24 protein-coding genes and 1 pseudogene are annotated in these 22,639 nt (G+C 60.3%); 10 read left to right on the plus strand and 15 right to left on the minus strand.

Annotation, left to right across the window (positions count from 1 at the left end; translation table 11 throughout):
- Nucleotides 1-27 precede the first annotated feature (27 nt).
- The 7 genes from vanX to AC4D2Q_RS12450 all read right to left on the minus strand — a co-directional run bounded on the left by vanX (nt 28) and on the right by AC4D2Q_RS12450 (nt 6,265).
- Complete coding sequence (vanX, locus tag AC4D2Q_RS12420; protein WP_490946734.1) at nt 28-696, minus strand: D-Ala-D-Ala dipeptidase VanX; 669 nt, start codon at nt 694-696, stop codon at nt 28-30.
- A complete protein-coding gene (gene vanA, locus AC4D2Q_RS12425; RefSeq protein WP_490946736.1) occupies nt 693-1,733 on the minus strand; it encodes a D-alanine--(R)-lactate ligase in 1,041 nt (346 codons plus the stop codon). Before vanA ends, vanX begins: the two co-directional genes overlap by 4 nt.
- Nucleotide 1,734: 1 nt before the next feature.
- Nucleotides 1,735-2,754 carry a D-isomer specific 2-hydroxyacid dehydrogenase family protein gene (locus AC4D2Q_RS12430; protein ID WP_490947062.1) on the minus strand — a complete coding sequence of 340 codons (1,020 nt, stop codon included), beginning with the start codon at nt 2,752-2,754 and terminating at the stop codon, nt 1,735-1,737.
- Between the two features lie 379 nt (nt 2,755-3,133).
- On the minus strand, nt 3,134-3,685 hold the full coding sequence (locus AC4D2Q_RS12435; RefSeq protein WP_490946737.1) for a GNAT family N-acetyltransferase: 552 nt from the start codon (nt 3,683-3,685) through the stop codon (nt 3,134-3,136).
- Nucleotides 3,686-4,039: 354 nt separating this feature from the next.
- The gene (locus AC4D2Q_RS12440) at nt 4,040-4,825 is read right to left on the minus strand and encodes an alpha/beta fold hydrolase (protein WP_490946738.1); all 786 of its coding nucleotides are present in this window, start codon (nt 4,823-4,825) and stop codon (nt 4,040-4,042) included.
- Between the two features lie 769 nt (nt 4,826-5,594).
- Nucleotides 5,595-5,804 (minus strand): hypothetical protein, encoded by a 210-nt coding sequence (locus tag AC4D2Q_RS12445; protein ID WP_490946739.1) that lies wholly within the window; start codon nt 5,802-5,804, stop codon nt 5,595-5,597.
- Nucleotides 5,805-5,845: 41 nt separating this feature from the next.
- Nucleotides 5,846-6,265: an NUDIX domain-containing protein gene (locus tag AC4D2Q_RS12450; protein WP_490946740.1), complete on the minus strand. Its 420-nt coding sequence runs from the start codon at nt 6,263-6,265 to the stop codon at nt 5,846-5,848.
- Between the two features lie 171 nt (nt 6,266-6,436).
- On the opposite strand from AC4D2Q_RS12450, the gene AC4D2Q_RS12455 reads away from it, so the two are divergent.
- Complete coding sequence (locus AC4D2Q_RS12455) at nt 6,437-7,183, plus strand: formylglycine-generating enzyme family protein (RefSeq protein WP_490946741.1); 747 nt, start codon at nt 6,437-6,439, stop codon at nt 7,181-7,183.
- A 727-nt stretch (nt 7,184-7,910) separates the two neighbouring features.
- Here the strand turns inward: AC4D2Q_RS12455 and AC4D2Q_RS12460 are convergent.
- Nucleotides 7,911-9,500, minus strand: a complete 1,590-nt coding sequence (locus AC4D2Q_RS12460) for an ABC transporter permease (RefSeq protein ID WP_490946742.1) — start codon at nt 9,498-9,500, stop codon at nt 7,911-7,913.
- Nucleotides 9,493-10,404, minus strand: coding sequence for an ABC transporter ATP-binding protein (locus AC4D2Q_RS12465; protein WP_490946743.1), 912 nt, complete (start codon nt 10,402-10,404; stop codon nt 9,493-9,495). The genes AC4D2Q_RS12460 and AC4D2Q_RS12465 overlap by 8 nt, the downstream gene beginning before the upstream one ends.
- A gap of 522 nt (nt 10,405-10,926) precedes the next feature.
- Here AC4D2Q_RS12465 and AC4D2Q_RS12470 point away from each other — a divergent pair.
- On the plus strand, nt 10,927-11,388 hold the full coding sequence (locus AC4D2Q_RS12470) for a hypothetical protein (protein ID WP_490946744.1): 462 nt from the start codon (nt 10,927-10,929) through the stop codon (nt 11,386-11,388).
- 121 nt (nt 11,389-11,509) lie between these two features.
- On the opposite strand, the gene AC4D2Q_RS12475 is transcribed toward AC4D2Q_RS12470, so the two are convergent.
- Together AC4D2Q_RS12475 and AC4D2Q_RS12480 are read right to left on the minus strand one after the other, a co-directional pair.
- Complete coding sequence (locus AC4D2Q_RS12475) at nt 11,510-12,034, minus strand: chloramphenicol phosphotransferase CPT family protein (protein WP_490946745.1); 525 nt, start codon at nt 12,032-12,034, stop codon at nt 11,510-11,512.
- A 620-nt stretch (nt 12,035-12,654) separates the two neighbouring features.
- Complete coding sequence (locus AC4D2Q_RS12480) at nt 12,655-12,876, minus strand: hypothetical protein (protein ID WP_490946746.1); 222 nt, start codon at nt 12,874-12,876, stop codon at nt 12,655-12,657.
- A gap of 562 nt (nt 12,877-13,438) precedes the next feature.
- Between AC4D2Q_RS12480 and AC4D2Q_RS12485 the strand changes: the two genes are divergently transcribed.
- The gene (locus AC4D2Q_RS12485; RefSeq protein ID WP_490946747.1) at nt 13,439-13,960 is read left to right on the plus strand and encodes a DUF2975 domain-containing protein; all 522 of its coding nucleotides are present in this window, start codon (nt 13,439-13,441) and stop codon (nt 13,958-13,960) included.
- Nucleotides 13,961-14,231: 271 nt separating this feature from the next.
- On the opposite strand, the gene AC4D2Q_RS12490 is transcribed toward AC4D2Q_RS12485, so the two are convergent.
- Nucleotides 14,232-15,605 carry a hypothetical protein gene (locus AC4D2Q_RS12490; RefSeq protein ID WP_490946748.1) on the minus strand — a complete coding sequence of 458 codons (1,374 nt, stop codon included), beginning with the start codon at nt 15,603-15,605 and terminating at the stop codon, nt 14,232-14,234.
- 304 nt (nt 15,606-15,909) lie between these two features.
- On the opposite strand from AC4D2Q_RS12490, the gene AC4D2Q_RS12495 reads away from it, so the two are divergent.
- Nucleotides 15,910-16,446 carry a hypothetical protein gene (locus tag AC4D2Q_RS12495; protein ID WP_490946750.1) on the plus strand — a complete coding sequence of 179 codons (537 nt, stop codon included), beginning with the start codon at nt 15,910-15,912 and terminating at the stop codon, nt 16,444-16,446.
- Between the two features lie 114 nt (nt 16,447-16,560).
- On the opposite strand, the gene AC4D2Q_RS12500 is transcribed toward AC4D2Q_RS12495, so the two are convergent.
- Nucleotides 16,561-16,950 (minus strand): tautomerase family protein, encoded by a 390-nt coding sequence (locus tag AC4D2Q_RS12500; protein ID WP_490946751.1) that lies wholly within the window; start codon nt 16,948-16,950, stop codon nt 16,561-16,563.
- Nucleotides 16,951-17,079: 129 nt separating this feature from the next.
- Between AC4D2Q_RS12500 and AC4D2Q_RS12505 the strand changes: the two genes are divergently transcribed.
- Nucleotides 17,080-17,472: a hypothetical protein gene (locus tag AC4D2Q_RS12505; RefSeq protein ID WP_490946752.1), complete on the plus strand. Its 393-nt coding sequence runs from the start codon at nt 17,080-17,082 to the stop codon at nt 17,470-17,472.
- Between the two features lie 300 nt (nt 17,473-17,772).
- Nucleotides 17,773-18,042 (plus strand): hypothetical protein, encoded by a 270-nt coding sequence (locus tag AC4D2Q_RS12510; RefSeq protein WP_490946753.1) that lies wholly within the window; start codon nt 17,773-17,775, stop codon nt 18,040-18,042.
- Nucleotides 18,043-18,347: 305 nt separating this feature from the next.
- Here AC4D2Q_RS12510 and AC4D2Q_RS12515 read toward each other — a convergent pair whose 3' ends face one another.
- Nucleotides 18,348-18,578 (minus strand): hypothetical protein, encoded by a 231-nt coding sequence (locus AC4D2Q_RS12515; protein ID WP_490946754.1) that lies wholly within the window; start codon nt 18,576-18,578, stop codon nt 18,348-18,350.
- Nucleotides 18,579-18,725: 147 nt separating this feature from the next.
- Here AC4D2Q_RS12515 and AC4D2Q_RS12520 point away from each other — a divergent pair, with 147 nt between their 5' ends.
- From AC4D2Q_RS12520 to AC4D2Q_RS12535, 4 genes and pseudogenes are all read left to right on the plus strand, one after another.
- The gene (locus AC4D2Q_RS12520) at nt 18,726-19,304 is read left to right on the plus strand and encodes a hypothetical protein (protein WP_490946755.1); all 579 of its coding nucleotides are present in this window, start codon (nt 18,726-18,728) and stop codon (nt 19,302-19,304) included.
- Between the two features lie 348 nt (nt 19,305-19,652).
- Nucleotides 19,653-19,874 (plus strand): annotated as a pseudogene (locus AC4D2Q_RS12525) (IS30 family transposase); the annotation flags it as partial.
- 407 nt (nt 19,875-20,281) lie between these two features.
- The gene (locus AC4D2Q_RS12530; protein WP_490946756.1) at nt 20,282-20,944 is read left to right on the plus strand and encodes a GNAT family N-acetyltransferase; all 663 of its coding nucleotides are present in this window, start codon (nt 20,282-20,284) and stop codon (nt 20,942-20,944) included.
- Between the two features lie 202 nt (nt 20,945-21,146).
- Entirely contained in the window at nt 21,147-21,734 is a 588-nt protein-coding gene (locus AC4D2Q_RS12535; RefSeq protein WP_490946757.1) for a recombinase family protein, read from the plus strand.
- Here AC4D2Q_RS12535 and AC4D2Q_RS12540 read toward each other — a convergent pair.
- The gene (locus tag AC4D2Q_RS12540) at nt 21,731-22,606 is read right to left on the minus strand and encodes an oxidoreductase (protein WP_490946758.1); all 876 of its coding nucleotides are present in this window, start codon (nt 22,604-22,606) and stop codon (nt 21,731-21,733) included. The genes AC4D2Q_RS12535 and AC4D2Q_RS12540 overlap by 4 nt on opposite strands.
- Between the last annotated feature and the right edge of the window lie 33 nt (nt 22,607-22,639).

Raw genomic sequence — 22,639 nt, forward strand, 5'->3', positions numbered from 1 at the left:
ACAATTCTTTTCTCTGGAGAACGTTGCCTAAGCACCCTGTGCGGCAAGAGACCTGGTCGTCGTTCGAAACTGGTCTGATGGAAGCGGATCCGTGACGGGAAAATCGAAATAGGTGTCCGGATAGGGTTCGTTCTTCAGGGTGTAATGCCACCACTCGGAATCGTAGGAACTGAAACCGCAGGCCTCCATGAGCGAACGCAGCGTGCGGCGGTTGCTGGTCTCGGCCCGGGTGATGCCGGGCGCTCCATGATGCGAAATTTCATCCATCAAGTCGTGGCCGCCGCCCATGGGAACGAGGTCACCGGTAGCCAGGTCATACAGGGTCAAATCGACGGTGCTGCCCCGGCTGTGGCCGGACTTGGAGGCTACGTATCCTCTTTCGAACATTTCCGCTCGGGCAATATTTGGATAGTGGCGGCGCTTAGTTACGCCGTCCTCTGGTTGTTTCGACCAGTGCAGGAACGAATCCACGGCGCGCTGCGGGCGGTAGCCGTCCCACAGCAGCAACCCGAAACCGCGGGATGCAGCCCGCCGCCGCACGCTTTCCAGCGCTGAGCACAAGGCCCTGGTCCCGACAATCCGGTTGGCCAGATATCCCTCCACCGGTTTGCCGGTGAAGTTGTCCCATGTGGCGTATTTGGCATCCCAACGGATTCCGGGAACACACTCATCGACGAAAACGAAGTCACCCTTCATCGTTTTTCCCCTGCCAAGGCCGACGAAATGACCCTGTCAATGACTTCGGTCAACGGCAGTCCTGCCGCCGCCATCATTCGCGGATAGCGACTGTATGAGGTCATCCCCGGCAAGGTGTTGACCTCGTTGAGAACCACGCTTCCGTCCTCCTTAAGGAACAGGTCCACGCGTGCCAACCCGGTGCATCCCAGCGCTCGGTATACGGCCTTTGCGGTCGCCTGGACCAGTGCACGGGATTCCGGCGTGATGTCTGCGGGAACAATAGCCTTTGAATTGTCCGAACCGCGTTCAGGCTCAGTTTCTTGGTGGATCCTGAAGAACCCGTGGGACAGGGCAATCCGATCCACCTCGCCGGCCCTCACATCCATTTTGTCACCCAGGATGGCACATCCCACTTCGCTGCCGACGACGGCCTCTTCGATGAGGACCTTCGAGTCATACTGCCGCGCTGTTTCCACAGCGCTGAGCAGTTCGTCCTTATCCGACACCTTGCTGACCCCGAAGGAGGAGCCCGAACGGGCCGGCTTCACAAAGACGGGGTAGGTAAACCGGTCCGGATCAATGCTGCTTTGCGGTAGGACAACCCAGAAACCGGGCGTGGCAATCCCTGCACTTCCGGCCACGGCGTAGGCAAGGGACTTGTCCATGCACAGCGCGGAACTCTGGACGTCGCATCCCACATAAGGGATGCCGGTGAGTTCCAACAAACCCTGCATCGCGCCGTCCTCACCCTGCCTGCCGTGCAGGACGGGAAACACCACGTCCACATCAATGGACTCGTACTTCCCCTGGTCCAAAACAAGCAGTCCCCGGTGACTTCGATCCGGGGACAATACAACAGCCTTGCCATTGCCTTTCTCCCAGTCGGTGTCCGGGCCGTCGCAGGATTTCCACTCGCCGCTCCGGGTAATTCCGATGAAGAACGGTTCATACTTCTCGGGGTCGAGGTTTTTTGCGATTTCCCGAGCGGACTTGATGGAAATGGGATGTTCGTCGGAGACTCCCCCGAATATCACTGCTATCTTCAGCCGGCGCATACTAGTTCTCGCTTCCAAATTCCAGGCAATTGATGATTGATTGCTTTACGGTGTCGCGCAGTGCGTGGTCGGTGTAGTACGCGATGTGCGGGCTGACCAGCACGTTCGGCAGTTCCTGCAGCCGCAGCAGGTGTTTGTTCTCAACCGGTTTGTCGCGGTAGTCAGCGTAGAAAATCCCCTCTTCACCTTCGATAACATCCAATGCCGCGCCGCCGAGCCTGCCGCTTTCTATTTCTGCAAGGAGGGCATCAGTGTCAAGAAGGGAGCCGCGTCCGGTGTTGACAACGACGGCGCCGTCTTTCAGGCGCTGGATCCGTCGGCGGTCCAGGAGGTGATGGGTATCCGCGCTCAATGGCGTATGCAGCGTCACTATGTCGCTCAGCTGCAGCAGGTCATCCAGGGGAACGTAGGTTGCGGACGTTTTCGGACGCCTGTCATAGGCCAGTGTTTTGCATCCAAAACCATGGAGTCTTTCTATGACGGCTGTGCCGATTCGCCCTGTTCCCACTACTCCGACAGTCAGGTCCCGAAGCTCTTTCCCGCGTACGTTGCTCAACCGGTAATCGTGAAGATCGCTGCGCCGGATGGTGGATTTGGCGTGCCTGACCGCCATGAGCATGAGCATCAGCGTGTAATCGGCCACGCTGTCCGGGGAATAGGCGACGTTGCCGACACGAAGACCGATGCGCTCGGCATAGTCCACGTCAATATGGTCATATCCCACGCTTCGGGTGGAGATATAACGAACGCCAGCCTCGCGCAGCGCCAAAAGCACGGGGTGCGGGATCCGGTGCTTATGGCCAACACTGACATGGCGGTTCCCGGCGGCCAGACCGATGTTGGCTTCCCCAACCGGTGCGCTGGTAACAGTCGGCGTCACGCCCCAGTGAGGGCCCATCTCCCGGAACAGGGCTGTTTCGTCCTGCCCGCTGTCATAAACAGTGATGCCGAGTTGTTGGACAGCGGCGCCTGGTGTGCCGGGGGCGTCCGGCACGAAGGATGAGGATGGAGATGCAGGCAGGGCACCAGGTCGTGTTGCTGTCCGCGCCGGTTCGCTGTAGGTCATGCCTCCAGTCAAGCCAAGAGGATGTTGCGGGCATGTATGCGGTTCTTGATATACGGACCATATACTCCGCACAAGGCGGGGTTATCTGCTCGCTGATGAGACAGGACAAATCTTGGCGAGACGGGACGAAAGCAAGCCGCTAGACCAATTCAGTCCCAGTTCTAACAGCCAGTCCCTCTGCGTAACAGCCAAGGCGTTGACTTGGACGTCAGCGTCGTCGGCTCCCCCAATGGCTGTCCCTCACACAACCGGAGCATCCGGGCAAGGACCTCCAGGCCGCTTTGAGGCGAGTAATTTCATAGCCAAATGGTTCGAATAGCTCTGCTGGTGATGGTTAGTGAGTTAGCGTCAGAATTTGTTCAGGGGGTAATACGCGGTCGGCGTACAGCAACATCATTGCCGCTGGGTCGGGGTCATAGTTGTCCGGCCCCTCCCATTGTTTGTGAAGCCCCACTCGTTCGATCGCACGTTGGGAGCGTGTGTTGCGCTTCGCGACAACCGCCGTTACGGGAAGCTCAGGACGTGTCGCCTGTGCATATTCGATGCCAGCCGTGGCGACTTCCTGAGCGTAGCCGCGCCCCCAGCTCTGGGGTCGCAGACTAAAGGATAGATTCCACGCATTGGGTGTCAGCAGCTGACAGCCACCCATGCCGACCAGCTCGCCCGATGAGGCGCCTTCCAAGGTTTCCAATACCCACAATCCGTGCCCATGCTGTTGCCACTCAGCGATCCGGCGTTGGAGGACTGCTTGTGTATGTGTGATCGAGTTGTGAGCAAGCAATGGGTCACATTCAATGAGAAGAGCGTCTGAGTACATTCGGAACAGCTCATCGGCATCGCTGGGAACAGGTCGACGCAGGGCCAGCCGACCACTTGAAGTTTGCACGACCTGTTCGATGATGGCTCTCCCTTCAGGCGTCTCTTCTTAATCTGTTCAGCGTCCCAGTATGGATCCTCTTACCTATGCATCGAAGACCTAGACCGCCCCGGTTTCGTTGAACTGTCGGTTGATGTTCGTGGTGCCGCCAATTCTCTAAGGATCAAAAACGTAACCCAAAACACCACTCGTGATGAGAAAGAGCATAACGAGGAAACAGGGCAACAACTCCCCCACAAAGGAACCACATAAACCGCTTTTCCGAAGGCGTCATGTTCAGCATGATGCCACGACTCGATGACATCCGAACTCGTCGACCCAGCCCGAGAAAGACTCCTCATCGGGCATCCCGCAAGGGATCCCTCAACGGGCCGAGGCGCTGATCCGCACGAGCCAATCTTGTACCAGTGCTGCAGTAAGATCCGGGCGCTCGAGATGAGCGTTATGGCCAGCGGCATCGAGGATCGCGTACGTTCCCCGGACGTAGTGGTCGCGGAGTTTCCACCCGTCCTCGTATCCCGTGACATGGTCCTGCCGTCCGAAGAGGTGCAACGACGGCGACTCGAAGGGCGCGGGGTGCGCGATCTCGGGTTCGACAGAGAGTGCGTACTCCGCTGCCACCCGCTCGAGAATGAATTGGTTTGCTTGGCGAAGACCAGGAAGTGCATATCGAGTGAATGCCTCGAGCGTTGCCTCGCTCTGGACGACGGTCATCTCTTCATAGTCATTCCTCGCCTGACCGGCCAAAGCCAGAACCGCGGGGTCCTCTCGAACAACCAGCCGGCTAGGAAGACTACGCTCCTGATGGTGAGGCTCGAACACACCCGCAAGAGTAGCCAGGCCAAGGACCTGATCTCGGAGCTCATGAGCGATGTGCCGGGCAATCATGCCGCCGAAGGAGTTGCCTATCACCGCAAAGGACCGGTCTCCAAGATGCTCATAGATATCGTTCAGAGCACTTTGCGCAACGTGATTTGCGCTGGTTATGTCGCCGTCAGCATTTCCTGCAGCCCACGGTAGGTCGATATAGATGCGCTGCCATCCGGACCCATCAAGAGCATCCTCCAACGGCAGCATGATTCGATGATCGACGCCGAATCCGTGGATTACGACGAGCGGTCGACCTTCTCCTAGGATTTGAGCAATCATGAGCCAGAGCCTACAGGTGCCGTTAAATCCCTCAACATTTGTGCCGAAGTGCACCCGCAGGCCGGTCCTTGGCTGGGATGCCTACCGAGCTTCCTCCCTAGGTAATCGGATACGGATAACGAGACAGATTCTCCCGGGGTGTCCCATCTCAGCTGCCGGTGTCTCTAATTCCCCCGTTTTCGTTCATGAACTCGCCATGAAAGCCTCTGAGCCATCGGTGGCAGTACAGCCCGTAGGAGGGACGGACCGGCTGAATCGACTGATCATCCCTACCGCCATAACGCGATGTACCGCGTTTGAAGGATCCCCGACGGAACACCGACCATCCCAGAGGAATGCGGAAACGGCGCGTACGGCCGACCCCGGCAATGATCAGAGGGATCTCCTAAAGAAGCTCAGCAGCCTCTTCATCCGTGAGCTCAATCTCCTGGCCGTTATCACCTACCCATACGTAGTCTCGTCGGCCAAGTGCGGGTGCGCGTTTGATGATCGAGTATGTCGAACCATTGATTATCTTCACTCTCATGATGCAAAGGTACGTACTGGAGCGTTTATCCGCTTCCGTCGCACGGCTGATATCAGGCCAGAACTGCGCATCTGAACTATGTGTGGCCGGCGCTGAGATCCTGTCATGGGCGGTGGATACGGTGAAGCCTCCGGTCACCTCGGCGGGTGGCAGTAGCGAAGAGCGTCATACCTTTGAGGGGTTCCTCAGCGAATACCGAGCGCGTCGATGCCGAGCTGCACTTACCTACTCCGAAGAGAGGAGTTACGGGCAAAGCTGCTGCTCCAAAGTGCCGGCTGCCGCGCTCCGACGTCGATACTCCAGAACGGAGCACGTTAGGAAAGCAGAAGCAGCAAGGACCATGGCGAGGATCGCCACCGGCCCCCACCACTCCGGCAGCTTCTCAGCGAGCATCATCGTGCCCACCCCGAAAACAATCGAGACCCAAAACAGGTGGCGGCTCCAGGCAGTCATGTCCACAGCCTAACCGCTGTAGGGATCCCTCACGGCGACGCCTAATTTGCTTGAAAAACGCCGGTTTCCTGGAATAACGCATACAGCTTCAGCACTTCCAGAGTTGGGACATGAGTGGGAGATGGTGGATCAACCAGCGGGAAGAACCCGAGGTCACTTACCTCGGACTCTTCCGGTGACAGGCTTCCATCCCAGTTTGCGAGCACAAAACACATAGCGAAGGCTTGAACCTGATCGCCGTTGGGGTAGGTCAGGGTGTGAATTGAAGGATCGGACAGGCTGGCGAACGGTTCGAGGTCTTCGGCTTGGGCGATGATGCCCGTTTCCTCAAACAACTCGGTTACGGCCGCTGTTCGGAAACTTTGGCCGGGTTCGCAGCCGCCAGCCGGCAGCTCCCACACTCCGTTGTCCAGTCGGCGCTGGAACAAAGCATGGCCTTCTTGTCCTCCTAGCACGAGCACTTGAGCGCCTGGCAGAAGAACGAGCTGAGATCCTAGGTGTTGCCGAATCTTCCATAGATATGACCCAATATGCCCCATGACCTCAACATAACAGGATGCCCAAACACGTTCTTATGGGGATCGGCTACCGCCATACGACATTCGTCTTTGCTTCGGTGAGAGCATGGCGGAATGGCTACTCTCGATGTTCGCCCTCTGCCGGCAGGAACGGTGGATCTGCATGACGCGCGACGCCGACGTCACTGGTCCGTGAAGCTCGAACCGTTCTCCATCGGAATCGTTCCCGTTACTGAGGCCAAATACGCCCAGGTGATGGGCGATGATAAACCAAGCGCCATGTCGCCCGTGGTGCATCTGAGCTGGCTGGATGCAGTCAGGTTCTGCAACGCCGCATCAATTCACGACGGACTCGTGCCCGTCTATGTAATGGATGAGGACAATGTGACTTGGCACACTGAAACTTCCGGGTATCGGCTGCCGACAGAAGCCGAATGGGAGTATGCCTGCCGGGCCGGAACGACGGGGCCGCACTACGGATCCCTCGACCGGATCGCGTGGACTGCCGAGGATCAGGTGGATGAACCTCAAGCTGTCGGGTTGAAGCAACCCAACACTTTCGGCCTGCATGACACGCTGGGTAACGCTTGGGAATGGTGCTGGGATCTGCTCGACCCAGCACGATATGGAGACTACCGAGTCTTCCGTGGAGGTGGATTTGCCGACAAACCTTGGAGTGTTCGAGCGTCCACGCGGCGGGGAGGAGCACCCGGGATGAAGCATCCCGACGTCGGCCTCCGAGTAGCCAAAGGCCTTTTTCATACGGGGCAGTCTGCACAGGGCTGGTCAGCTCAAGCGGACACCAAGCGAGCGACCGTCCGGGGGCCTTTACCGTCAGGCTGGACGCCTTTAGGTGAGTAGTACGCGGCCTCCCCCCCTGCTAACCCCGCGTGGTGACCTTGAAAAGGATCCGCCAGAGGAGCGCCAAAATGCATGGAACGACGCCGCATTGGTAAGTGTTTACTCCGGAGGAGTGCGGCTAGCTTCAGACTTCTCGAAGTAAGCCTTCAGTCCATGCTTCAGAGCCAGTCTCACGACCCAATACATCAAGTAAAAGCCGATGCCGTATGGGAAAAGCGTCACAAGAAAGGTCACGATCGCTTCTAGTACCAAAATTCTCCCATGTCATGGTCGTGCAATTCTTGGTGTGACCATAACAAAGGCAACCACTACGCACCATAAACGCAACCCAGCATCCGCCCAGAGGTCACTCTCCCCCGCCGCAACACTACTGCACGACGTTGCCGCAGGTTCGATCATTTCCACGCCACCGGTCGCAACGCATCAGCAGCCAGCCAGAGATGCCCAGCGTCGTATCGAGGGATCCCTCAACGGATGGGAACTTGCGGTGCTAATGCGTGGTGTGCTGTTTGGGCGTTGAAGAGGGCTGCTGCTGTGGCCTCGGTGGTGGTGACGGTCAGGCTGTAGCTCTCGGGTGCGAGAACGTGGAGCGCTTCTCCGTTCCGGAGTGCCGCATCCGACTCGACGCTTCGTCGCAAATCCTCAAAAGCGAGCCGCACCGCCCCTTTGGCGGGGCCCCCGCCGCGACGTCTAAATGCCACTCCTCGGCTCCATCGGCGACGAATGGCTACCCATCGAGGTCCCGACGGCGAAAACCAGTGAAACCGATCAGCAGGAACACAGCGGTGACGGCGGAGATTCCCGCCAACCCGGCCCACCCGTCGTCGTCGGCGGAAACGTTGGGAACTTGCCAGAACGGACTGATCGCCAGTACCCAGTCCCAGAGCCTGAACGTGGGGCCCAGCAACGTGAGCACGAAGGAAATAAACACACCGGCCCAGGACGCGATTACCACCTGCGGCCGCGCACCGACGACCGCCACCGAGACTGCCGTGGCCGTCCATACGGCCGGAACCGTCACGACGGCCTGCAGCAGAACCTTACCGGCGTCGATGCCCAGGTCCCCGGAGGCCAGCGCCGTGATGATGGCTCCAGCGAGAAGCAGGTAGATGGTTGGTGCGGCCAATGCGAGCATGACGTTTGCCGTGAAGTAGCGGGAGCGCGAAACGGCGGCGGCCAGAACGGGCTCCAGTCGGCCCGCCAGCTCCTCGGTCCGCACCTTCTGCAGGATCTGTACGCCGGGAATGGCCGCGATGATCCCGGCCAGGCTCAGAATCGTCACCAGGAAGGCCGGCGCGAGAGCCTCCGGCGTGGCGGCACCGGAGGCGAGAACCGAGGCGGCTGCACTGTCACCGCTCAGGATGTCCTTAAAGGAGCGGGCAAAAAACCCGAAGACCACCCCAATTATCACGAATGCAACGGTCCACGTCAGGAACGGGGCGCGGTTCAGCCGGACCGCCAGACTCCACGGAGTTCCAACCCTGCCCCGGGCGGGGCCGGGTCCGGGAACGATTGTCCCCTGCCCGAAGTCGCGACGCGACTGCAGCAGGAAGGCTATACCGAGCAGGACCAGGGTGAGGGCCATTGCGGGGAGCAGCGGCCACCAGTGGTTGCCGCTGGCCGGCCGGGTTTCCGTCATCCAACTCAACGGATTTGCCCAAGACGTCCAGTCCGGTGCCTCCACCGAATACAGGAAGCCGCGCAGCAGGAACAGCGCGCCGAAGGTACCCACAGCCAGCGAGTTCGCCGTCCGCGCATCGGATCCCAACTGCGCGGTCACGGCGGCGACCGCAGCGAACATCCAACCGGTGGCAGTGAACGTTGCTCCCAGCAGCAGGGAGGCATTCCAGCCGCCGCCGCACCAGGCGGTGACGACTCCGGCGACGGCTCCCAGAACCACCGAGCCGGTCAGTGCCAGGCTCACTCCCGCCAGCAGGCGGCTGCCCCTGCCCAGCACACCGGATGCCAGCAGCTCGGCCTGTCCGGAGTCCTCCTGGCCCCGGCTGGACCGGGTGACGGTGAAAATCGATCCGAGTGCGGCGAGGAATCCGCCCAGGGCGAGGCTGCGCCAGGCGTTGAAACCGTCGTCGGTGCTCAGATCGTAGGCCGGCCCGAAGATCAGGCCCAGTGCCGGGTTGGAGCCAATGGCAAGGGCTAGTCCGAGGCGGTCCTGCTGGGTGGGAAAAACCCAGGGGTAGACGAGCACGGAGGACGCAGAGAGTGCCGTCGCGATCAGGATCCACGGCACAAAGCTACGTCCGTCGAACCGGAAAACAGCACGCAGCAGGGGCCCGGTACCCGTCAGGGCGTTACTCATGGGCGCCCCCAGTGGAGGGGGCGTCGTCGTACAGCCGCAGAAAGAGGCTCTCCAGCGAGGGCGGTTCAACGGTCAGCGACGTGATGCCGAACGGGGTGAGTGCTGCCATTGCCTCACCTACCCGTGCGCTCTCCACCACAGCCGTGAGTTTGCCGCCGTCCAGGTGCACGTCCCCGAATGCGGTCAGCTGGCCGGGCTGCGGGTCACGTTCCAGAGTGGCGTGGACGGCGGCGGTGGTATGCCCGCGAAGCTGGGCCAGCGTGCCTTCCTCCACGATCCGTCCGTCCCGGATAATGCTCACCCGGTCCGCGAGGGTTTCGACTTCGGCGAGGATATGGCTGCTGAGCAGCACCGTGGTGCCGCGTTGCTTCGCCTCACCGATCACTTCCTGGAAGACGTTCTCCATCAGCGGGTCCAGACCGCTGGTTGGCTCGTCGAGGATCAGGAGCTCGACGTCGGAGGCCAGGGCGGCGACGATGGCCACCTTTTGCCGGTTGCCCTTGGAGTACTGGCGACCCCGCTTCGCGGGATCCAGCTCAAACCGCTGGATCAGTTCCGCCCGCCGGCCCTCGTCCAGCCCGCCGCGGAGTGATCCCAGCAGGTCGATCGCCTCGCCGCCGGTCATGCCCGGCCATAACGCGACATCGCCCGGCACATAGGCAAGGCGCCGATGCAGCGGCACGGCCTCCCGCCACGGATCCTTTCCCAGGACATGCAGGTCTCCGTCGTCGGCCTTCAACAGCCCCAAGAGCACGCGGATAGTTGTTGACTTCCCTGCACCGTTTGGACCCAGAAAACCGTGCACCTGCCCGCGCTGAACCTGTAGGTCCAGCCCGTTCAGAGCCTGGAATCTTCCGAAAGCCTTCTCCAGCCCCTGAACACTGATGACCAACTCCGCGCTCATAGCGTCCCCGTTCTCTAGGCATCCCTACAGCTAGTGTGCTGGCAAATCCACCGTGGTGGCGACGGCAGCAAGTCGTTCCAGAGGATCAATGCCGGGATCACGGCGGAATATTCTTGACCAGGTCGAGGGATACGCCTGACCGGGCGGCGTGCAATCGACCATGAACGGGTACTGCTGCACTCACGACGGCGCTCCGATATCCGGGGTTCAAGTGCCGGCTGGCTCAATCAGGACCAGTGAATCTCCTGAAGAAGCCGCAATCCGCGCTCTTTTGAAGAGACCGGCCGACACGGCTACCTAGTACGCGGTGTCGGTATTTAGCAGCAGCTGGATTCGGGGGCTCACTTGGCGTCATGCTCTCGCAAGAAACGGTTTACCAGCCGGTCTCCGATTGCAGCGACTATGGCCCGCTGCCCGCCTCCCGTCTGGAAGGATACTGAACATGAACCCAACAGAATCCCCTGCAGGCTCAGCATCCCGAGAGCGAACTCCGCGCTTCGGAACACCAACCGGGAAAATGCGATGAACAATTCACCGTCAGCCGGGCACGCGGGTCGGCATCATCCAACGGGCAAGCCTCCGGTGCTGTCACGGAGAAAGGTCTGGTTTCTCCGGACGGTGATCCTCGGTGTCGTTTTTCTGGGCCTGCTGCTCGTTGCTGGTCCCCTCACGATCGCCGCCTGGGACAGCAGCGACAGTCATCGGGCATTGATTGCATGCACCGTCACCGAGGCGGATGGAAGATATGAACATGGAAGTTCAAAGACCCCGTCATTTTGGGGAGTGACCATCAAAACCTCAGACTGTAGCCAGCTGGTGTTGATCAGAGGCGTTGATGAGTCCAACAACGAAGCCTTGGAATCAGAGCTGACACCGGGTTCACGGTTTAACTTCGAAATCGGAGAGGCTGCCAAGAGCATGCGCTGGCTCTCGGTTCGCATTGGCATGACCACTGAAGTCTTCTCTTTCGAGGAAATAGACTGACCTCAGTCTCTGCGGGCCTATTCAAAGCCCGCAGAGACATGTCCACTAGCCCCTCCCTTGCCGCGCGCCTGTCCGAGCTCAGTGAAGACATCAAACTGCTTGATGGATGGTCAGAACGCCTCTAGCTCTTTAGCGCGAGCCAGCCTGCGACATCGCGCGCGCAGTCTTCAGTCGAGCGATTCGCGGTGTCGACCTCAAAGTCGTAGATCACTCCGTTGTGCACGCTCAGAGCCTGTGCCCGTCCCATTCCTTCCGCCCGGTCGGGCCGTTGTGCCTCTCGGGACGCGGCAACCTCAGGAGCACAGCGCACTCCCACCCACACCATGCTCAGGCCGGCAAACGTTGACCGTAAACGCTCCTGGCCGGCTCCGCCGGAGAGCATAACCTCATCAAGAATCAGGTGCGCCCCCGCCTTGGCCATACTGCTCAGCCCGGTGTACCAACTCCGCTCCAGGGCACGGTGCTCAACACTAAAGGTGATCGTGCCGTCCTGCTCGTACGTAATTCCCGCTCGTGGGCTATCACCCCGGTTGGGAAGTGCGTCAATGAACGTGTCGACGCCGAAGGTCAGCCAGAGGCCCGGCAGTATTTCCTGGAGAGCCCGGCTGATTGAGGACTTCCCGGAGCTCGAGCCTCCGTTCAGCACGATTACCTGAGGACTTAGTTCGCAAGCGGTTCCCTAGCCGGACGGACAAAATCCTGGTCCGTCGTGTGTACTCGCACGGCCTGGCGGCCATCCAGACCATGTCGTGGGTTATGGGTAGCTTGGATTTTATGCTTTGCGCTGCCCTGTGCAATACCCGCAAAACATTACGAGGAGCCCACAAATAATGATGACGTATGGCCAGCCGGCTGTTCTCTCCGCCGGGATTTGGGTGACCAACATGGTTCCAATGAACGCATTGACCGCACCAACGCATAGAAGGATTATGCCGAGCCGCCGGGGTGCCATCACGCCAGCATATTCGACGGCGAGCTTCCAACCAGAGCGCCTTGTCCGTAGGCCGCTGGCTCAGCGGACAATTGAGTGTCCGTAAAGCGATCGCCTTGCGAAAAGACTCGGCTAGGGGCCGATGGTGACGGGATCGGCGAGCCCGACGGTTTGACCCATCGGGTCTTTGACCACATAACTCCAGTAGCCGACCCAGAACTTCTCTGGTCGTAAGGCTTCCACATTCGCCTGTTGCAGTCTTTCTACAGAGCTGTGAAACATCGTGGGATGGAGCGGAAAGCTCCACGAGGCGCGTGCGCTGCGTGGACTGGGTTCTATGCCCCCAGTCCGTAAGCCCATCCGGGCTGGAAGGACCACTCCTGGATGAAGGTAGCGGTTGAGTCGTAGCTGATCGAAAACTGGATTCCACCTGCAACCTTGTAGGCGATGTGGTCGGTCTCGTCCCAAATCTGCTCAAGGCCGATCAGCTCCGAGTAGAACTCGCCGGAGGCCGCGATGTTACTACTGCCGGTATACAGGAACGTGCTGCTCGACATCAAAGGAGTCTAAAGGGCGTGCCTGCTCCGCTCAAGGATGGGTCAGCGTGAGCCTAGCTATATGTTTGTTGAGCCCAGGAGGGCCAAGAATCGGCGTCCGTGTCTAAATCGATTCCTTGCAAGCGGATAAGACAAACTTCGCCCGCAGATCGTGTGGTTGCCCAGAGGCTGTGTGATCGGCCTCTGGCGCGGGTGGGTATCCAACTGAGCACCTCGTGAAGGTCTGCTCCTGACAGTTCCCACTCTTCCTTGTTCCCGCCACCGTCCACCCAGAAGTACACCCTGTAGGTCGGATCATCGACCTGTATGGTCTGATCCCGTGGATCAATGAGTTCTGCGCGCATCTACCGACCGTACTCCGAGACGCAGCACCTTGGCGTAGCGAAAACCCATGCGTCTGCGGGCGCAGGGAAGTTGCGATCTGGCATCCAGTAAGTGCGAGCATTATGGCGGCCGCTTCTGCCACCAGTGCCAGTTTTTCAGCTCTTGTACCTCTTGGGCGGCTGTGCGAGCATCGGGCAACGATGTTTCCACATCGCTTATCGATACCTTGGGGGTTCGTATGCGTTCAGAGGCAATCGACGAACTGAAAATCCTTATCGGCGCAATGCTCACGGTCGCGGTGGTGGTACAGGTTGCGGTCCTTCCGTTGCTTGCTGCGGAGGCGGCGACGGAATTCCCCGAAGTTGCCTATCTAGAGGCTCCCCTGACAGTGCTGGCGGTGCTTGCGATCGCAGGTGGCGAAGCGACGTTGCTCTGCATCTGGCGTCTGCTTTCGCTGGCCCGGAGGGGTGCCCTCCTGAGTATCCGGGCTATCCGTTGGACAGACATGCTGATCCTGGCGCTGGTTGCCGGCACGGGGCTGCTGGCCGCTATTTCGATCGTCCTCGCCCGCGATCCACAAACGGGCAGCGGCGGCCCAGCCGTGGGCTTGGGTCTGATGGCCGGGATATGTCTCGGAGTGGCAGCGGTTATAGGTGTGGTGGTGTGGCGCGGTCGACTGCTGCAGTCTGTCCGGGGCGCTGCAGCCCAGCAGCGGCGGGTCCAGCCTTGGCGGTTCAGAGCGAGGGCGGGCCGAGACTGATTGGGCTCCCGCACCGAGCAGACGCCCGGCTCCGCACGACCAAAGCGGGCCGGCTTCCGGGCTTCCTTCCCGACCATAGTCCTTCCGAAGCTCAGCAGGGCCTGAATTTCTCAGTGGACCGTTCACGGATCCCTCAGAGGGGCAGTTCCTACTCGTATTAGGTGAGCTCCGGACCAGCGCCCTTTCCTGGAACGGCTTGACCGCCCTGTCACGTTCGGACATGGCGACCCTCGACGGCACCAGATATGTTCGGATTGCAGGCCGGTCCGGACTATTGGACCGGCACGGCGAAGTAAGTCGGCAGATCCTCGTACTTGAACATCCCGAGACCCTGATCCGTGACCGCCGTCGGCAGGTCCTGCTTCAGCTCGGCGAATTGCGGTTCCATCTGCTCAGGGAATTTCAGATATCCAGTCGCATCGCCGGCGGAGTTCCGGCCATAGACGTCGCCGGCGTTGGAAATCACAGCCGGGTAGAAGTCCGACGCCGGATCAATCCGCTTTTGCTCCCCGGTCTTCAGGTTCACCACCCACTGCGCATCAACACCCTGCTCATCCGCCCAGTGCATCAGGTACAGCTCACCATTAGGACTCGCAGCTGCTGCGTATGTGGGCAGCCGGGCCGCCGGGTAGGCGCATCCCCGGGCCGCGCCCTCGAAGGACACCGGTTTCCCGGTATGCACGTCGACCGTCTCGCACGTCTCGTCGGCCTTCCGGAAGGAAACGAACGAGGACCCGAAGACGATGGACCCGGACGCATGGTCCGCGAACGTCGTCGACCAGTCACCGACGCTAAGTTTCGCCTCCGGCAGACCCTGCTGCTGGTCGCCTGCCCGGGGCGAGCGGAACACATCCACCCCGTCGATGCGGGCCAGCCAGGACTGGCCCCCGGGCTCCGGAATCTGCTCCAGCATTCGCGACTCGGCATTGAGCACTCGAACGAAGCCGGGAGCCTCCGGGCCGGCCGCGACACCGCGGTGCATGCCGAGGCCGCCGTCGGTGGCCATAAAGGCCAGGGCGCCGTTGCCGTCATGAGTGGACGTTGGCCGGAGGCCGGATACATCTTCTTCCACGACTGTGGCATTCCCTGACGCGTCGACGACGATCAGCTGCGCGACAGGTGCCGCCTCCTGAGCGGCACCAGGCTGGAGCGGCACGCCGATCTGATAGAACGTGAAGAACTCCTTCCCGTTCTGCCGGACCCGGTCCAGGGACGGTTCGACGCGCTGCTCCGGGTCCAGGCCGAGGGACGGAGACCGATACAGGATCTCCCCGGCACTGTTGGTCACCACCAGGGTCTGATCTCGGGTCTTCAAATCCTGGTCCACGAACGCAGCCAGGTCGCCGATGACCTCCGCGCCCGCGTCCTTCGGTGCGTACCATCCGGCCTGGCTCAACCACTGTGCCGGCAGGGCGCCGGTCGCGTAGGGAAAGCCTTCCTGGTATGACGCCGGCTTGCCGAATGTTGGCCGTTCCGTGGCGGTGGGAGATGGCGCCTGGGTCGGGTCCGCTGGAATCGAGGCGGGGCTCCGGGAGGGTGTCGCCTCACCCCCGGCGGTAGCGGATGCCGGGCCCGACGACGACGCAGCGCAACCGGTCGCGAGCAGCAGCACTGCAAGAACGGGTGCGACGACGTGCTTAATCAAGTTAATTCCCCCTGGTGGTACACGAGACCGGAATAATCCGACTTACCGAATGTCGCTATCCTAATCGCGGTCCCCGATGCCAAGCTCTATTGCTGAAGCTCGACATGACATAGAACCTTTTCACAACCTCTGTCTCTTGGTGAGAATTGTGATCATTGTTCCTCATTGAGCTAGGCCGGGCCGTCGTAGCGCTAAAGGATCGGGTTGTGTCAAAGCCAAGGGCGTCCACCACGCTCACTGGGCCACCCGTGCCGGGGTACTTTAGATCTGGTGTGGGATTCCGCCGGCAGTTTAGAGTGTTGGCGTGAGGACCCTCTTCAATGGCCGATTGCGGGTGGATTATGGCCAGGCCTACTTCGTAACAGGGAACGACTTTGCGCGTGACTTGGAGCTCTCTTTTTGGGGCCAGTCCAACGGCCTGTGCGGAGCATCCAGCCCAACCCTCCTTTTTCTCATCACAGGTCTGCAGACCGGTGACGTGAATTTCAGTGTCGGATTCTCCGATGCGGAACCGCCGCTGGACCGAAAATGGGAGGACGTCGTCGAAGTTTCATTCATAGTGGACGAACCTCCCTTCCTTGAGGAGTGGGCAGGGCAGGCCTCGTATCCAATCGATCTAGCACCTGGCACCTACCGCGTGCGGTACTCGGCAAAGGGAATGGACTCTGGCCGCGCAGCCGACACTACCTTTGAACCAGGGGAGCCCGTCGACAGCTATCAGCTCATCTTCTGGCCCGCTGAGCGCGTGGCGCCCGACCGCGTGATTCGTCAGGAGAGCCAAACCGCCCAGTACTGGAATGGCTGGGCTGGCTCCCTGCATCCGACAGCTGAAGGCAGATAACAGGCCTGGCTCAAATAGGGATCCTGATACGGACAATCATGGGCGGCTCGCCTGCACGTCCTGCTAAGGAAGCCCAACGGGCAAACCTGCATTCGTGGCCGTGGTGCGGTGGATTCAGACGTTCACCTTATATCCGAGCGCGAGGTCGGCTGCGTTGGTGCCTCTGATTCCCCAATTCACCTTCGGTGTCTCCGTGATCGTGATCTCGACGCTATGAGGTGCGATTCCTGCTTCTGCTTCGATCCGGAGGAACAACTCTTGGATTAGTCCACGCTTTGCAGCCTCAGACCTACCCTCGAACATCGAGATCTCGATGATGGTGTAATCCTGCCCTCGGTCCTGCGGGTGGATAAAGTCGCTGGGGTCAAGAGCGACGAACCGGTGGAAACGCTTCTCGGGCGGGTACGCCAACGCGGACATGACGGCCCCGTGAATTGCGTCAGAGAGCGTGTCCCGGTGTCGGTTGATGGACTCCCGGTGTCCGTAAACGATGATCTGCGCCATGTCGGCAACCGTATCTGTCCGTTGCAACGGCGGCAATTGCATCCATGCCCGCAAGCCAGTCGGACACCGCGCCGGATTTGGGGTGCGGCCGAGTGCACGGGGGAGGATTCACTGTCGGACGCTACCTACATGTGGCAAAACACTGGAGCGAAAAGCAAGTTTATCGACCAGATCATGCGAGGCTGCCTGGACGTTCGCGAGATTGAAGACGGCGGAGAAAATACGCTGTCCTTTGCGGAGGCCAAGGCCATATCCCGTGGCAACCCGTTAATCTTGGAGAAGCCCAAAGCGGACCAAGAGCTGTCCCGGCTTGAACGCCCTAACCGGGCCTGGAACCGCAACCAGGCATCGCTGGTCTACCGCAAGGATGGTGCGCAGCGGCGCGGAGAGGCAATGGTTGACTGCCTGCCAGGATTGAAAGAGGCATCGGCGCGGACTACACCGAATGTTGGTGGAGAAGCTTTCCGTCTGACCACCGCCGGACGCGGTTACGACCAGCGCACAGAGCCAGTCGAAGCGTGAAAGCAGTGGGCTGACACTCCAGATGCGCACTCCACCGGCCGCGTCGTCCCGGCTTGAAAGAACACATGGGGCACACTGTTTCCAGGCAACTGGACGGCGCAGGGATACCTTGATCCAGACAATACTCATCGGAGGGGGCCGGTTATGACAGCTGACAGCAACACACTTAGTGGGCAGGAGCCCGAACCGCAGCACCGGAATCGGGAGGACGTCCTGCCTACAGATCCGGGCCCAGTTCCTCCCGCAGCGGACCCAAAGCAGACACGGTTCAGCGCGGCGGCAATAACGGGAATGGTCCTCGTGTCGATCGGCTGGGCGATCGTCTTCCGCCCCCTGGTCAACTATCTCTCCTGGGGAGGCGGCTCTTCCTTTTACTTGATTGACCTCTACGTTTTTTTGGGTCCGATCGCCTTACTTGGAGGAGTAACGGGATTCATCGTGGAGCTCACCAAGGGGAACAAGAAACTTGCCGCCCGCCTGTACATCGTTCCGTCCCTGATCTGGCAGGGAGGGGTACTGGCTGCACTTCTCCTGCTGCTGATCGCTCTAGCCGGTTATGACGCCCCCTAAAGGCAGGCCCGCCCCTTACCTGCCCCCGAAACCGGCCCAAATCGGTAGGTGAGCCGGCGACGCGAAGGTGGACGGTGGGAAACCTAACCGTTAGTGAGCCGGGAAAACAAGGCTGTGCATGATCGCCCGCAACTTTGGGAGACGTGTCAGCGGACGATAGCTGGCGATTGTGTGCAGCCGGTCAGATGGGTCCCGTCGTCCACATGTGTGCGGGAAAAGCCCGAAGGAAATAGCTTTTGCCGTGCCCATATGGGCGGGGGGTTACTCACAGCCGGAGCTGGGGAAATCAGCCTTTCCACTCTCGCTCACGGCTGCTCTGCGGATTTGGTCTGCCGCGTTGCTGTGCTGGGACGGCCTCCGGCCTTCTTACTCGGTGCGTCCAGGCCGAATCCGCGCAGGTGCGATTCCGTCCAGTCAGCGCGAAGTGCCGCCTGATAGTTCCTCGCGTACTTCTGTTCGGCAGAGGCAAGCACCTGGGCCGCGTCAGCCACGGTCAAGGCTGAACGCACCTCGAACCAACCGACAATGGGCCTCATGGTTGATGATTCGAATTGCACTCTGAACGACGGAGAGAATGCCCCAAGTTCCCCATGAGCGCACGAAAGGGGATCCTCTACGGAGACCCTTTCTATGTCAGAATTCAGGGAATCCTGAACTAAGTGATTGCAAGATAGGGGAATTTCGTGCAGCAGCTGACCTATGTGGGCTATGCACTCGGGCACCAGTTGCTTCTGTCGCCGGGGTACTGCCCGTCAGAATTCGACTACGCTGGCGGACTAGTGGGCGCGCTGTCCCTCAGTTTTCCCATGATCCTGACCGGCATTGCGCACGGACCAGTAAACATCAGCCTCGTCCACTGTGACTCCCGGCCCGAGGCCAACGCCTCGGGCTGGGAGGATGTCGCGGAAGTTAGCCTCCTGGCAGGGACTGACCCCATAGTCCCCGGCAACATAGATGGGTATGAACCACCGCTGGGAGTTCGCCTGGATTTTCTTGGGCCGGGTTGGTACAGGGCTCGTATCCATGCCCGCAACCGCGATGCTGCGCCGGACCTGACCGTTGAAGAGCCGGTCGAGGATTATCTGATCGAGGTGTGGCCGGCACCGCCGACCCAAGCCGAAACTCTGAAGGTGACCTCGGAGTACGGCAGGATCATGCAAGCTCCCCAAGAACATGTTCTGCGCGATGACACTTACAACCCGCCCATTCCAAAGCCGGCCGTAGACCCGGGTCCGGCTTCTGCCAACGGGCGCGAGCTCTGACCCGGAAGGGCCCCCTGGTTCACTCTTCGCACTGCAATGCAGCGCCCAGCACCCGTATAATCTGCGGAGCCTGTTCAGACGGGATCCGCTTTCGTCGATGGCGTTCTGACGACCCCTGATATGAAAACCGTGATCACCGAGCACCGGGTTATTCACGCCGGTGATGTGATCAACGAATACGGCTCGAAACCGGTGATCGCATCCTGGTACGACATCACGAACGTTTCCGGCGAAGACTTGACGCCTATTAACTTGATCATGGTCTTCAGCGACTACCAGGACGGAAACCCCAACTCGATGAACAGGATCGAGATAGGGTCCCGCCTGATGCCCGTTTCCTCAAAACCCAGATGGTTGACCTGGGATCGCGGTAAAGAGCTCTCCGCGCACCGCTTGCTCACGACCGAGATCGGGTTGCCTGTCTATTTCGCTGATCCGAAGAGTCCCTGGCAGCGCGGCAGTAACGAGCATCTCAACGGACTCCTTCGCCAATACTTACCCAAGGGGACAGATCTCTCCCGGTGGAGCGCCGCGGGGATCGCCGCCGCCGCATCAGCGGTGGGCTATCGATACTCCTGCTTCGCCCAGTCTGGCCAAGTGTTAGGAGCAGCGTCGAGGTCTATGCCGCGCAGCCGGACTAGGGTGACGTCACCCAGGTTCCTGGTGACAGCCCACAAGCTATGTGACCGCCCATTGCCGTGCTGATGTATGCATTGCAGGACATCGTCAAGATCAGTCTCGGACAGCTCCCACTCCTCTTTACCGCTGGCATCATCGGCCCAGAAGTACACGCGATACGTTGGCACATCATCCTCGAGGTTCGCGTCACGAGGATCTATCAGACGAGATTTCATGATCCGACGATACTTGTCGGCTTTCTACTCACCCCCGTACAGCGGTCCCTCAACGGGCCGTGCGCATAGGAGGTTACGGATTTCGAGCCGGATCAACGTCACAACGTCTGGTTAGGATTAGGCGTGACCAGCCTAGCCACCTTGTGGCCACCCTTCGGATTAGTTCTCTCCACTCCACGTTTGGTTCTGCGACCGATCCAAGATGCGGACTTGCCCGCTGCCGTGGAAGCCGCGGAGGCTGGCATACATCCCCCAGGGCAGATGCCTTTTTCCCATCCGTGGACGGAGGCACGCCCTGAAGATCTTCCCGCAAACACTGCACGACGGATTTGGCGGGCACGTGCAGAATCGACACCGGAGAAGTGGGCACTCCACTTCGGAGTCTGGAGAGGCAAGGATTTTGTCGGGTGTCAGGACTTGAGTGCCGAAGGGTTTGGCACTCTCAAGACAGTGTCAACGGGCTCCTGGCTCCGGCAAGATGCTCAGGGCCAAGGCCTCGGCAAGGAAATGCGGACAGCCGTCATCCTCTACGCGTTCGATTGGTTGAAGGCGGACACCGCTGTTTCCGAGGCAGCAGTCTGGAACTCTTCTTCTCTGGGCGTTTCAAAATCTTTGGGTTATAAGCCCAACGGGATTTTCAGGGAATCTTGGAAACCCGGGGAAATAACAGAGGTTCAGTACCTGCGCCTCAGTTCGGAAAGCTTTAAACGGCCCGCCTGGAATCTAGATGTCAAAGGACACGTACGCTCCGCAGAGTATCTCGGGATTCCTCTTAGCGACGGATAGGTACAAATGCCACTGGTATTTTGAGAAATCACCCTCCCCCACAACGTGACTCGAGCGCCTGCAAGCCTGCCCCCGCCGCACTTCCGCTTGACCACCTTTACTCGCTTCGGAGCCGGCAAATACCTGCTTGACATGGTGGTTCGCGTATACCCCGCCCGGGCATATGCCCGGTGAAGGTGGCCCAACCGCTACATTCAGAACCATGAGTGCCCACATCGTCGGTTACGCCCGCGTCTCCACCAACGAGCAGGACCTCACGGTTCAGCAGAACCAACTCGCAGCTCTCGGTGTCCCCGCGGACCTGATTTATACCGACCACGGGCTGACCGGCACCAACCGTGACCGGCCAGGCCTGCGTCAGGCCATGGCAGCAGTCCGTGACGGGGACACCTTCGTCATCACCAAACTCGACCGCCTCGCCCGCTCCCTGCCCGACGCCCGCGACATCCTCGAAGAACTCACGAAGAAAAACGTGAAGCTGAGTATCGGCGGATCCATCCACGATCCGTCGGACCCCGTTGGTCGGCTGCTGTTCAATGTCCTCGCCATGGTTGCCGAGTTTGAATCCGACCTCATACGGGCCCGCACCCGGGAAGGCATGCAGCTCGCCAAGGCCAAGGGCCGGCTTCGGGGTAAGCAACCCAAGCTCTCCAAAGCGCAGGAAGCACACGTGGTCTCGTTGTATCAAGCCGGAGAACACACCACCACAGAGATCGCCGAGCTCTTCAAGGTCGCCCGCAGCACGGTCTACCGCATCGTCCAACGAACGCCCCCCCCCGCGCCAAACTAAACGGTGATCCGTTCAAGTTCCCTGAGGTCGGCATCGGAAAGGGTGAGGGCAGCCCCGGCGATGTTTTCGCGCAGATGCGACACGGAGGACGTGCCCGGAATCAACAGGATGTTCGGGGAACGCTGCAGCAGCCAGGCCAGGGCAACCGACATTGGGCTCGCGCTGAGACGCTCAGCGACGGCGGAAAGAGCGTCGGATTGCAGCGGAGTGAAGCCACCCAGCGGAAAGAAGGGAATGTAGGCGATTCTTTCCACCGCAAGGCGGTCTACAAGGTTGTCGTCCCACCGGTTGGCGAGGTTGTACATGTTCTGCACTGACACGATCGGTGCGATTGACTGAGCCTCCTCAACCTGTTCGGCGGTGGCGTTGCTGACGCCGAGGTGTCTGATGATGCCCTGCTGCTGCAGGTCAACGAGGGTCTCAAACGCTTCACCTATCTCTTCCGGGGCCGGCCCGTTGGCGTCGCCGAGACGAAGGTGCACGAGGTCCAGGACGTCGGTCCCAAGGGTTTCAAGGTTGTCATCGATCTGTGCCCGCAGTTCATCGGGCCTGCGGGCGGCCGGCCAGCCGCCGTCGGCGTCGCGGCGTCCCCCAACCTTCGTCGCGATGAACAGATCCCTGGCATACGGATGCAGTGCCTCGCGGATCAGTTCGTTGACAACACGCGGGCCGTAGGCTTCTGCGGTGTCTATGTGGGTAATGCCGCTGTCCACTGCGGAACGGACGACGGCGAGTGCCTCCTCGCGATTCTTCGGCGGCCCGAAGGCCCCCGGACCGGAGAGCTGCATGGCGCCGTATCCGAAGCGGGACACGGTGGTGTCGCCGAGGGTCCAGGTGCCGCCCGGCAGGGCAGGAATGGTGCTGTTCATCATGGAGCCTTTCAGTGCTTGTGGAACTGCGTGATG

The organism is Arthrobacter sp. TJ-178 (genome assembly GCF_058269275.1).